Below are 12,243 nucleotides of genomic sequence, written 5' to 3'. Positions count from 1 at the left end.
TTTATCGACGCAACGCCCTCGCCGATCTACTTCGCCGCCTCGGCCTCGAGCACGGCCCACTCCGCGTCCGTGAACAGTCGCGAGCGCGTCAGGAAGCGCACGCCCAGCGGCCCTTCCAGCGAGAACATGCCGCCGCGCCCCGGCACCACGTCGATGATCAGCTGCGTGTGCTGCCAGTACTCGAACTGCGGCCCGCTGATGTAGAACGGCATGCCGCCGATGTGGCCCAGCAGCCGGTCGTAGTCGCCCACGATGAACTCGCCCTGCGCGTAGCACATGGGCGCGCTGCCATCGCAGCAGCCGCCCGACTGATGGAACATCAGCGGGCCGTGCCTGGCGGCGAGGTCGTCGATGAGCGCGAGCGCCGCGTCGGTCGCGGTCACGCGCAGGACCTCGCCGGTCATCAGAAGAAGCCCAGCTTGTTCTCGCTGTAGCTCACGAGCAGGTTCTTGGTCTGCTGGTAGTGGTCGAGCATCATCTTGTGGTTCTCGCGCCCGATGCCCGACTGCTTGTAGCCGCCGAAGGCCGCATGCGCCGGGTACTGGTGGTAGCAGTTGGTCCACACGCGACCGGCCTGGATGCCACGGCCCATACGGAAGGCGCGGTTCATGTCGCGGCTCCACACGCCGGCGCCCAGGCCGTAGAGCGTATCGTTGGCAATGGACAGTGCTTCTTCCTCGTCCTTGAAGGTGGTGACCGACACGACCGGGCCGAAGATTTCTTCCTGGAAGATGCGCATCTTGTTGTGGCCACGGAACACGGTCGGCTTCACGTAATAGCCGTCGGCCAGGTCGCCTTCGAGTTGCTGGCGCTCGCCACCGATCAGCACCTGCGCGCCCTCCTGCCGGCCGATGTCGAGGTACGACAGGATTTTTTCCAGCTGCTCGCTCGAAGCCTGCGCGCCGATCATGGTGGCCGCGTCGAGCGGGCTGCCTTGCTTGATCGCGGCCACGCGCTTCAGTGCGCGTTCCATGAAGCGGTCGTAGATCGATTCCTGAATGAGCGCACGACTCGGACAGGTGCAGACCTCGCCCTGGTTCAACGCGAACATCGTGAAGCCTTCGAGCGCCTTGTCGAAGAAGGCGTCGTCGCGCTCCATCACGTCAGCAAAGAAGATGTTGGGCGACTTGCCGCCAAGCTCCAGCGTGACCGGAATGAGGTTCTGGCTCGCGTACTGCGAGATCAGTCGGCCCGTGGTGGTCTCGCCGGTGAAGGCGATCTTGCCGATGCGATTGCTCGACGCCAGCGGCTTGCCCGCTTCCACACCGAAGCCGTTGACCACGTTGAGCACGCCCGGGGGCAGCAGGTCGCCGATGACCTCCATCAGCACCAGGATCGACACCGGCGTCTGCTCGGCCGGCTTGAGCACCACGCAGTTGCCGGCCGCCAGCGCGGGCGCGAGCTTCCACACGGCCATGAGGATCGGAAAGTTCCACGGAATGATCTGGCCGACCACGCCGATAGGCTCGTGAAAGTGGTACGCGAAGGTTTCGTGGTCGATCTCGCTGATGCCGCCTTCCTGCGAGCGGATGCACGAGGCGAAGTAGCGAAAGTGGTCAATGGCCAGCGGCAGGTCGGCGGCCATGGTCTCGCGAATGGGTTTGCCGTTGTCCCAGGTCTCGGCGGCAGCCAGCATGGCCAGGTTTTCCTGCATGCGGTCGGCGATGCGGTTCAGGATGTTGGCGCGCTCGGTGGTCGAAGTGCGGCCCCAGGCGGCCTTGGCCTTGTGGGCGGCGTCGAGCGCGCGGTCGATGTCGGCGGCGCTGGAGCGCGGCACTTCGCAGAAGACCTTGCCGGTGACGGGCGTGATGTTGCCGAAATACTGGTTCTCCACCGGCGCGACCCATTCGCCGCCGATGTAGTTGCCGTAGCGCGCCTTGAAAGGCACTGCGGTACCGAATTTGCCCGGTTCGAGCATGTCCATGGGTTGTCTCCGTTGGGTAGGTAAGGTGTGAACAGGCGGCACCGCGACATGCGGCGGCCCGCACAGGCACCGCAAGCGGCATACCCGTCGGGATCGGGACAATCCCCAAGCCCCGCGCCAGAGGGGCGCGGCCTGCGCAGAGGGTTTCCATTCGCAATCTGCGACATGTTTGCGCGAATACGGCGACTACCATGTCGCACAAGGCGAATCGCCGGGAATCCCGCCAACGGAGTCACGCATGACGAGTGAAGCTTCCGCACCATCGACCAGCGTCGCGCAGGCCCGCGAGCTGTTCTTTGCACAGGGCCGCGACCCGGCGCCGTGGATCGCGCCGCACATCTCGCGCTCGTGGCAGCGCAGCCGGCCGGTCGACCCGCAATGCATCGACCCCACGCCGATGGCGCCGTCGCTGCTCAACGAACGGCGCGAGCAGGCGATGCGCCTGCTCAGCTGCGCGCAGCCCGAGCTCGACGGGCTCGCCGAGCATGCGGTTGGCAACGGCTGCATCGTGGCGCTGTCGGACGCGAGCGGCCTCATCCTCGAAGAAATCGGCAGCCCCGACTTCCTGCCCAAGGCCCAGCGCGTGGCGCTGCAGCCCGGCGTGGAATGGTCGGAGAGTCACCGCGGCACCAACGCCATCGGCACCGCGCTGGCCGAGCGTGTGGCGCTGATGGTGCTGGGCGGCGAGCACTACCTGGCGCAGAACGGCCGGCTGGGCTGCGCGGCGGCGCCCATCTTCAGCGGACGCGGCGAACTGGCCGGCGCGCTCGACATCTCGGGCGAGACCGCGCGCGTGAACCACCACGCGCTCGGCCTCGTGCGCATGGCGGCGCAGCAGGTCGAGCACCGCATGCTGCTGGCCGAGGCCTCGGGCCATGTGCTGCGCTTCCATGCGCGGCCCGCGCTGATCGGCACCGCGCGCGAAGGGCTGATGGTGATCGAGGGCGGGCGCATCGTCGCGGCCAACCGCGTGGCGCTCGACCTGTTCGGCCGCTCGTGGGAGGGCCTGCTCGACCTCGATGCCGAAGAATTCCTGGGCGCGCAATGGCCGCGCATGGAGCACCGGCGCAGCCTGCTCACGCTGCCGGGCGGACGGCAGATCGCGACCGTCATGGAGCGCACCGGCACGACGAACAGCGGCACGGGCCGCACCGGTGGTGCGCGGCAGGCGATGGCCGCCAACGCTGCCCCGGTCGACAACGACGACGTGGTGCGTCCGCTGCTGGCGCGCGCCGTGCGCGTGCTCAACGAAGGCGTGCCGGTGCTGGTGAACGGCGAGACCGGCAGCGGCAAGGAGGTGTTCTCGCGCCGCCTGCACGCGGCCAGCCGCCGCAGCGCGGGCCCCTTCGTGGCGGTCGATTGCGCCTCGTTGCCCGAGACACTGATCGAGGCCGAGCTGTTCGGCTACGAAGAAGGCGCCTTCACCGGCGCGCGCCGCAAGGGCATGCCGGGCCGCATCCGTGAGGCGCACGGCGGTGTGCTGTTTCTCGACGAGATCGCCGAGATTCCACTCGCGCTGCAGACGCGCTTGCTGCGCGTGCTCGAAGGCCGCGTGGTCACACCGCTGGGCGGTGGCCAGGGCGTGGCAGTCGATTTCGACCTGGTCTGCGCCACGCACGCCGGCCTGCCCGCGCTGGTCGAGGCCGGGCGTTTCCGCGCCGACCTGATGTACCGCGTGGCCGGCTTCACCGTCGCCCTGCCCGCGCTGCACGAGCGCGCCGACCGGCGCGCGCTGATCGCGCGGCTGTTTCTCGAATCGGGCGGCGCCGCCAAGCACCTGTGCCTGGAGAACGACGCGCTCGAACGCCTGGCCGCCTACCGCTGGCCCGGCAACGTGCGCGAGCTGCGCAGCGTGCTGCGTGCGCTCGTCGCGCTGGCCGACCCGGGCGATGCGGTGACGGCCGACGCACTGCCCGCGCACCTGCACGACGCTGCGCCCGTTGCCGACTTCAGCGAAGCCACCGCGTCGCAACCCAACGCCCCCCTGCAGACCATCACGCGTCACGCCATCGACGAAGCGCTGCGGGCTTGCGACCACGACGTGGCGCGCGCGGCCCGCCGGCTCGGCGTGCACCGCGCCACCGTGTACCGCCACCTCGCGCGCCAGCGCCCGCCCACGGGCAACACCAAAGACTGACTTGCCCGCACGCGCGGGACCGGCCAGACTTTGCGCATGGCCCTGTTCCCGCATTCATGACCACCGGCAAACCCGCACGCAAGCTCTCGGCCGTACCGTCCACCTTGCGGATTCCGCTGGCCGCGCGGGCCTCGGGCGATGCGCTTTTTCCGCAGATGGCCGTGCGCGACGCCTACGCCGCCGGCATCCTCGAGCAGATCCGGGACGACGACCACGCCCTGCCCGACGACCGCACGACCATCTACGGCATCCTCGCGCGCACACGGCGCTTTCGCAGCCTGGCGCAAGACTTCCTCAAGCTGCACCCGGGCGCGCGCGTCGTGAACATGGGCTGCGGCCTGAGCCACTACTTCCAGTGGCTGGACGACGGCAAGTCGCGCATGACCGACGCCGACCTGCCCGAAGTGCTCGAGCTGCGCCGCGAGTTGATTCCCGAAACCCATCCGCGCCACGACCTTCGCGAACTCGACCTGACAGCGCCCGGCTGGTGGGACCAGCTCGGCCTGCCGCGCAAGCGCCAGGCGCAGCCGGTCTTCCTGTTCACCGAGGGCGTGCTGATGTACCTCACGCCCGAGCAGGTGAACGCCGTGCTCGCCACCTTCGGCGAACGCGCGCCCCCGGGTTCGGTGCTGGCCTTCGATGCGATGTGCTGGCTGGCCGTGGGCCGCGCGCGCCAGCACCCGTCGGTGCGCGCGACGGGTGCGGAGTTCCAATGGGGCCTGCGCCGCTACGACGACCTCACACGGCCGCATCCGCGCCTGCAGCTGGACGGCACCTACCGCGTGATGGAGGGCATGGGCCTGCCCTACACGCTGTTTGCGCCGATGGTGCTGTTCTTTCTTGGTGTGCCGATCTATGCGGTGTATGCGCTGAGCGTGGCGGACTGAAATGCAGGCCGATCAGGCCCGCGATTGCAGGCGCACGACTTCCTGCTGCAGGAACGCGAGGAACGGCGCGCGCAGCGCTTCCTTCATGTGCGCGGGCAGTGCCATCGGCGGCGTCGAGCCGGTCAGCAGCTGGTCGCCCTTCTCCCCGATCTGCAGCGCACGCGCCTCCACGCGCTCCAGCGCGATGCGCAGCGGCGACTCCATCAGGTCCTTGCCGTACAGCGCCTGCGCCGAGAGCGCCACGCCGTAGGGACCGCCAAACAGCGGGAAGTCGGCCAGCGCAAACTGCAGCGTCTCGCCCGCAGAGATCTGGAACTTGTCGCTCACCTTGCCGAGCTTCTTGGCCAGCTTCGGGTTGGCGGGGTCGAGCAAGGTGTCGGCCGCGTCGTAGTCGGCCACCAGCTCGGCCAGCGTCCACACGCGCTGCTGCGCCTGCCGCTGGCTGCCGTTCTCCGCGTGGTACGCGAGCACCGCCGCCACCGCCGGCGTCAACAGCTCGCCGCAACGCTTGAGCAGCACCGGCTCGGGTTCGTCGGCCACGCCGGACCAGTCTTTCCACGCCTTGTAGCGCGTGAGCAGCATCGAGACGAACGAAGGCGCGTCGTCCGCGCGTGCCGGCAAGGCGTGGCCTTGCGCCGGCGGTGGCGCGGCCGACAGCACGGTGAAGTCGTCCTGCACGTACACGGCCTGGTCGGTCAGCAGCAGCCCTTGCGACGTGCGCTTGCCGCTGAGCCGGTTCATGGCGTGGTAGCCGAGAAAGAACAGCGGAATCTCGTCGCCCAGCCAAGGCTTTGGCAGGTACATCTGCTCGACCGCCTGCGCGAACACCTGCGGCGCGTCGACATGGTCGGGGTGGTCGGTCTGGTCAGGCAGGAAGGCGAAGCCCGACAGGTCGGCATGGAGCGGTGCCTGCACCTGTTGTTGAACGCGCGCACGCAACGCATCGCCGTGGCGCGAGCGTTCGGGCGGCAGCGCGCCCAGGTGATCGTTGAAGGACGAAAAAACGAATGACATGCTGAATCTCTCCCTGAAACCGTGGACATGTGAATTGGTATGCGGCCCGACCTCTGCTTCCGTTGGCAATGCACGGCAGATCGGTCGTGACCGCGGTATGCCCTGCAAGGACATCGCCGCAATGCCGGCCCCAAGAGAGGGCTCCGGCGGCTCACGGACTGGATGATCACGCGCCCCTTGTTCAGAGGCGCGGCCATGCTACTTGGAAGCGTCGTTTGGCATTCTGACGAATTCTGAGAGGGCGCGCGATCACTCCATCGGGCCGCTAGCATCACTGAATCTGCAAACCGTGGCCACGCCACACACGGGAGTCAAACGAATGGGTACATGGTCCACGGCAGGCTTCGGCAACGACGACGCACTCGATTGGCTGGCTGAACTGCAGGAAGCCGATGACGCGCTCGCATTCATCCAGGAGACGCTGGATTCAGGTTCGACGGAAGGCACCGTCGCCGCGAGCGAAGTGCTGGCACTGCTCGCCGGCCAAGGCAGCGCCGATGCGCACCCGGACGCGGTCGACTGGTGCGCCGGCAAGGCCGCACCGCCCGCCGCCTTGCGCCATGCCGCCGCCGACGCCCTGCTGGCCATCCTCGACGACCCTGATGCCGACGGCCACGACACCTGGGCCGAGCTGGGCGAGGACGACGAGGACTACCTCGCGTGGCTCGCGAACCTGAAAAGCCTGCAGGCTCGGCTGCGCAGCTGAGCCCCCCTGAACGCCGCGGACGTTCCGATAAAAAATTGCGCCGTGTTACGTAACGAGTGGCGACAGCTGCCTCTTTTGCACCACGGGGCCGATGAGGCCATTCGTACAAAAGTCTTTTCGAATCAACGAGATACGGCGTTTTCGGCCACGCACTGACGGCTGAAAACAAAGGCGGCACGCATGTTGCCCTCTGTAGTCATTTATTTGACGAGGAGGCCGCATGACCACCACCGTATCGCCGATCGCTTCGATCCCCGCCGCCGCCGAAAGCGGTGCTCCCGTGGTGCTCGCGCAGGCCAGCGTCACGCCCCTGGGCCCCGTCGGCTCGAGCGCCCCCATGGCCGCGCCCGCCGCGCCGACCAGCCTGGGCACGCTGTCCAACGCCACGCCCGGCACGGTCGTCATGCGCGACGGATTTCGCATGCCGGTGGACGGCAACCAGACCCTCATTGCAGGCGACCGCGTGATCGTGCCCGACGGCGGCCAGGCCAACGTGCTGTTCCCCGGCTCGGCCACCAACAAGGCACCACTGGCCGGCGTGTTCGCCAGCGGCACCGACGCCACCATCACCTCGACCAAGCTGTCCAGCGGCCTGGAGCAGGTGAACGTCGACGTGGCCTCGGGCAACCTCGATGTCACCTCGCCCGACAGCGACGCGGAAGCCGCGGCACTCGCCGTGAGCAAGAAGACCGCGGCCGGCAGCGGCATCGGCCTGGGTGAATTCGCACTCGGCGCACTGGGCGCCATCGGCCTGGGCGCCGCACTGAGCGGGGGTGGCGGTGGCGACGGCGGCGGGTTCCCGCTGTTCGTCTCGGGCATCGGCGACAGCGATGCGGACGCCGACTCGGACACCGATGCAGACGCGGATGCCGATGCGGATGCAGACGCCGATACCGACGCAGATGCGGATGCCGATGCCGACTCGGATGCAGACGCTGATGCGGACGCCGATGCGGACGCCGATGCCGACGCCGACCACCTGCTCGACCCGGGCGACGGCCTCGCCGGCCACCTGCTCGGCGCGCTCGACAACGCCCTGGGCCTGGGCGGCGGGAACGGCCCGGCCACACGCGGCGCGTCCGACTCGTCGGGCACGCTGGCCTCGCTGATGCCCGTGGCCGACGGCCTCACCGACCTGGTCGACAACCTGCTCTCGCCGGTTACCGGCGAGGAGTTCCGGCCCAACGATCCGAACGAGTTCGAGGCCGTGGACAACGCGGTCGGGAACATCGCCATCCACGTCGGCGGCGTGCTGACCCCGGTGGTCGACGGCCTGCTCGGCAACGGATTGACCGATGCGCTGGTCGGCTCGCTGATCGGCCAGGTCGACTACCTGACCGATGCACTGGGCAATGCGCTCGAGAACGTGCTGGGCAGCGAAGGCCTGCTCGGCGGCGTCACCGTTCCGCTGGGCCTGGACGGCCTCGTGGACGACCTGCTCGGCACGGATGGCGTCGTCGGCCAGGTGCTCGACGGACTGCTGGGTGACGGCAGCCTGCTGGGCAGCATGCTCGGCGAAGACGGATTGATCGGACAGCTGCTGGGAGACGATGGCCTGCTGGGCGGCGTGCTGGGCGACGGTGGCTTGCTGGGTGGCGTCCTCGGTGGCGACGGTGGCCTGCTCGGCGACGACGGTTTGCTGGGCGGCTTGCTCGGTGGCGACGGCGGCCTGTTGGGTGGTGTGCTGGGTGACGATGGCCTGCTGGGTGGCGTCCTCGGCGGCGACGGCGGCCTGCTCGGCGGCGTGCTGGGCGACGACGGCCTGCTGGGCGGCTTGCTCGGTGGCGATGGTGGCCTGCTTGGCGGTGTGCTGGGTGACAACGGTCTGCTGGGTGGCGTCCTCGGTGGCGACGGTGGCCTGCTCGGCGGTGTGCTGGGCGACGACGGCCTGCTGGGCGGCTTGCTCGGTGGCGACGGTGGCTTGCTCGGCGGCGTGCTGGGCGATGGCGGCCTGGTCAACGGCCTCGTCGGCGACGAAGGCATCCTGGGTGGCGTGCTCGGCGGCGACGGCGCACTGTCCGGCCTGCTCGGCAGCGAAGGCCTCACCGGCGGACTGCTCGGCGGCGATGGGCTCGTGGACAGCCTGCTCGGCCCGGACGGCGCGGTCGGCTCCCTGCTGAGCGCAACCCCGCTGGCCGGCTTGCTCGGCGGCGAAGACGGGCTGCTCAGCGGCGTGTTGGGCGACGACGGTCTGCTGGGCGGGCTCCTCGGCGACGACGGTCTGCTGGGCGGTGTTCTCGGCGACGACGGCATCCTCGGTGCCGAGGGTCCGGTCGGCGGTCTGTTGAATGGCGTCCTTGGCGGCGACGGTGGCGGCCTGCTCGGCGGTGTGCTGGGTGACGACGGTTTGCTAGGCGGTCTGCTCGGTGGTGACGGTGGTCTTCTGGGTGGATTGCTGGGTGATGACGGCCTGCTGGGCGGTGTCCTTGGCGGTGAAGGCGGCCTGCTGGGCGGCGTGTTGGGTGACGACGGCCTGCTGGGTGGCGTCCTCGGCGGTGAGGGCGGTCTGCTGGGCGGCTTGCTGGGTGATGAAGGCCTGCTGGGCAGCCTTCTTGGCGGCGGCGACGGTGGCTTGCTTGGCGGCGTGCTCGGTGACGACGGCCTCCTCGGTGGCGTCCTCGGCGGCGATGGCGGTTTGCTCGGTGGTGTGCTGGGCGACGACGGTCTGCTGGGTGGCGTCCTCGGCGGTGACGGCGGTCTGCTCGGCGGTGTGCTGGGCAATGACGGCCTGCTGGGTGGCGTTCTCGGCGGCGACGGTGGCTTGCTCGGCGGCGTACTGGGCGATGACGGCCTTCTCGGTGGCGTCCTCGGTGGCGATGGCGGTTTGCTCGGCGGTGTGTTGGGTGACGACGGCCTCCTGGGTGGAGTCCTCGGTGGCGATGGCGGTTTGCTCGGCGGTGTGCTGGGCGACGATGGCCTTCTGGGCGGCGTCCTCGGCGGCGACGGCGGCCTGCTCGGCGGTGTGCTCGGTGAAGACGGCGTGCTGGGCGGTGTCCTCGGCGGTGGCGAAGGCGGCCTGCTCGGCGGCATCGTGGGCGAAGACGGCCTGGTCGGCAGCCTGCTCGGCGGCCTGCTGGGAGGCAAGGGCCCGGCCGCGGACATCCTGGAGCCGGTGTCGTCGGTGCTCGGCCATGTGACCGGCGCCATCGAGCCGGTCGCGGCCGAGGCCACGCAAGCCGCGTCCGGTGCCACAGCGCCCGCCACCGACATCCTGGCCGGTGCCGGCGCGGCGGTCGCCCCGGTGGTCGCACAGGTGGTGAGCACCGTCGAACACGCGGTCACGCCGCTCGTGTGCGAGGTCGTGGCCCCGATCACCAGCCTGCTCGATCACGGCACCGGCGGCTCCACGCTCGCGCCCGTGACGAACATCCTGCACGGCCTGCTGGGCTGATCCAGGACGGGAGGGGCTGGCGACGGCCCCTTCCCCCTCTTGTTCCTTTTCGCGCACACGCAGGCGCAGCGCACCGGCCCCGGCGCGCTGCGCCTTCGCACGCCTGCCATGCACAATCGGCGCTCCCCGAGTCCCTGAGCTCCGAGCCCTTCTGCCCCACGCCGCGCATGCGAATCCACGAACTGAAACGACGACTCCGCGAGGCCGGGGCCGGCCCCAGCCACGAGCAGCGCATCCTGCGGCTGTGGTCGCATGCGCTGCCACGCAACAGCGGCAGGCGCCTGCCGGCCACCTTCTTCCCGTCGTCGCTGATGGAGGCCCTGCCGGCCATCGAGGCCGAACTGGCGGGCCTGGCGCGCATCCACGCGATTCATCCCGGCGCCGACGGCTCCGAGCGGCTGCTCGTTGCGCTGGCCGATGGTCAAACGGTGGAAAGCGTGCTGCTGCCGCGCGACGGACTGTGCGTCTCGTCGCAGGTCGGCTGCGCTGTCGGGTGCCAGTTCTGCATGACGGGCCGCGACGGCCTGCTGCGCCAGGTCGAAAGCGCCGAGATCATTGCCCAGGTGGCGCTCGCACGCCTGCGCCGGCCGGTGCGCAAGGTGGTGTTCATGGGAATGGGCGAACCGGCCCACAACCTGGACAACGTGATCGAAGCCATCGAGCTGCTTGGCACGGTCGGCAACATCGGCCACAAGAACCTGGTGTTCTCCACCGTGGGCGATCCGCGCGTGTTCGAGCGGCTGCTGCAGGCGCGCGTGCGGCCCGCACTGGCGCTCTCGCTGCACACGACCGATGCGGCGCTGCGCCGCAAGCTCCTGCCGCGCGCACCGAACCTGACGCCCGAAGCCCTCATCGACGCGGGCGAGCACTATGCCCGCGCCACCGGCTACCCGATCCAGTACCAGTGGACGCTGCTCGAAGGCGTGAACGACGGGCCCGATGAAGTCGAAGGCATCGTGCGGCTGCTCTCCGGCAAGTACGGCGTGCTGAACATGATCCCGTTCAACACGGTGGAGGGCGTGGACTTCGGCCGCCCGTCGCGCGAACGCTGCGAGCAGATGGCCCGCACGCTGCACGAGCGCGGCATCCTGACGAAGCTGCGCTACTCGGCCGGCCAGGACGTCGACGGCGGCTGCGGCCAACTGCGGGCGCGCGCCGCCGAGGTGCGGGTGACCGTGCCGATCCGCCGCGCCGACGACCGGCTCAGCTGAGCGAGGCTATCCAGTCCCAGACCGCAGCGGGCGCCTCGACCATCACGTTGTGGCCGTGCGGGCCCAGGTCGCGGGCTTCGGGATCGAGGGAGCGGGTCTGCTCGAGGGTGACCAGCGCATCGTGGCGGCCCTGGCCGAGGCGGATCGGGCAGCGCGCCAACCCGACGAGTTCGGACAGCGGCGGCTTGCCCACAGCATTGGCACGTGGGTCCATCGCGAGGCGCCAGCCCTCGGCATCTTGCGCAACGCCGCGCGCCACGACAGGCGCCGTCACATCGACGATCCCCGCGAGACCGGAAACCTTCAGGTAGCGGTCCCGTGCCTCTTCTTCTGTCGCGAATTTCTTGGCGGGCTGCGTCGCCAGTGTCTCCATGCGGCGGACCTCCTCATCGCTCCATGCGACCTTGATGCCGGCCGCGAACACCGCATGCGGCACGACGCCGAACCATCCCGTTGCAAGCGCCAGACCGATCACACCGCCCAGCGAATGTCCGAGCACCACGAGCCGGCCTTCGGGCTGAAGATGCGGCAGCACCGCACGCGCCACGGTCGCGGCATGCTGGCCGATGGCATACGAAGGTTGCCGGTCCGATGCGCCATGCCCGGGCAGGTCGAGCGCCAGCCAACGACCGCGCCATTGCGCGCTGGCCTGCGCGCACAGCGGCGACCACACCGCGCCTGTCGCGCCCATGCCGTGCAGCAGCACCAGCAGGTCCGGGCCTTCGCCGCCTTGTTCCGTGTACATGTCCGTGGTCTCCTGGCACTTCCGATGGCGCGAGAATACCCGGCGACGCCCCGAAAAGGGCCTGGTCGGCACCCGTTGCCGCAAGACAGCGCGAGGCCTTGTCCGGCCCCGTTTGCGCAGAATGGCTGACGCGCCGTACCCTCTCATTCGGGGCATGCTTGACGTTTTTCCCCGTCGCCCCTCTGGCTCCTTCCTTTCCCTTCCCCTCCAAAGGCTTTCGCCGCCCCT

General features: G+C 69.5%; 9 protein-coding genes. 5 read left to right on the top strand and 4 right to left on the bottom strand.

Annotated elements, in window-relative coordinates:
- Window positions 1-26 precede the first annotated feature (26 nt).
- Together CLU95_RS27305 and adh are read right to left on the bottom strand one after the other, a co-directional pair.
- Window positions 27-404, bottom strand: coding sequence for a DUF779 domain-containing protein (locus CLU95_RS27305; RefSeq protein ID WP_099796489.1), 378 nt, complete (start codon window positions 402-404; stop codon window positions 27-29).
- On the bottom strand, window positions 404-1,924 hold the full coding sequence (gene adh / locus CLU95_RS27300; protein WP_099796488.1) for an aldehyde dehydrogenase: 1,521 nt from the start codon (window positions 1,922-1,924) through the stop codon (window positions 404-406). Before adh ends, CLU95_RS27305 begins: the two co-directional genes overlap by 1 nt.
- Before the next feature lie 238 nt (window positions 1,925-2,162).
- On the opposite strand from adh, the gene CLU95_RS27295 reads away from it, so the two are divergent.
- Together CLU95_RS27295 and CLU95_RS27290 are read left to right on the top strand one after the other, a co-directional pair.
- Window positions 2,163-4,061, top strand: a complete 1,899-nt coding sequence (locus tag CLU95_RS27295) for a sigma-54-dependent Fis family transcriptional regulator (protein WP_099796487.1) — start codon at window positions 2,163-2,165, stop codon at window positions 4,059-4,061.
- Window positions 4,062-4,117: 56 nt separating this feature from the next.
- On the top strand, window positions 4,118-4,948 hold the full coding sequence (locus tag CLU95_RS27290) for a class I SAM-dependent methyltransferase (protein WP_099796486.1): 831 nt from the start codon (window positions 4,118-4,120) through the stop codon (window positions 4,946-4,948).
- Between the two features lie 12 nt (window positions 4,949-4,960).
- On the opposite strand, the gene CLU95_RS27285 is transcribed toward CLU95_RS27290, so the two are convergent.
- Window positions 4,961-5,962 (bottom strand): hypothetical protein, encoded by a 1,002-nt coding sequence (locus tag CLU95_RS27285; protein ID WP_099796485.1) that lies wholly within the window; start codon window positions 5,960-5,962, stop codon window positions 4,961-4,963.
- A gap of 319 nt (window positions 5,963-6,281) precedes the next feature.
- On the opposite strand from CLU95_RS27285, the gene CLU95_RS27280 reads away from it, so the two are divergent.
- From CLU95_RS27280 to CLU95_RS27270, 3 genes are all read left to right on the top strand, one after another.
- A complete protein-coding gene (locus tag CLU95_RS27280) occupies window positions 6,282-6,668 on the top strand; it encodes a DUF4259 domain-containing protein (RefSeq protein ID WP_099796484.1) in 387 nt (128 codons plus the stop codon).
- 220 nt (window positions 6,669-6,888) lie between these two features.
- Window positions 6,889-10,059 carry a hypothetical protein gene (locus CLU95_RS27275; protein WP_099796483.1) on the top strand — a complete coding sequence of 1,057 codons (3,171 nt, stop codon included), beginning with the start codon at window positions 6,889-6,891 and terminating at the stop codon, window positions 10,057-10,059.
- A 167-nt stretch (window positions 10,060-10,226) separates the two neighbouring features.
- A complete protein-coding gene (locus CLU95_RS27270) occupies window positions 10,227-11,270 on the top strand; it encodes an RNA methyltransferase (protein ID WP_099796482.1) in 1,044 nt (347 codons plus the stop codon).
- Here the strand turns inward: CLU95_RS27270 and CLU95_RS27265 are convergent.
- Complete coding sequence (locus CLU95_RS27265) at window positions 11,263-12,015, bottom strand: alpha/beta fold hydrolase (protein WP_099796481.1); 753 nt, start codon at window positions 12,013-12,015, stop codon at window positions 11,263-11,265. The genes CLU95_RS27270 and CLU95_RS27265 overlap by 8 nt on opposite strands.
- Window positions 12,016-12,243 lie beyond the last annotated feature (228 nt).

Source organism: Variovorax sp. 54, from assembly GCF_002754375.1.
GTDB lineage: Bacteria > Pseudomonadota > Gammaproteobacteria > Burkholderiales > Burkholderiaceae_C > Variovorax.
Note: the sequence above shows the minus strand (reverse complement) of the source record. Positions and strands in the feature narration are given on the sequence as shown.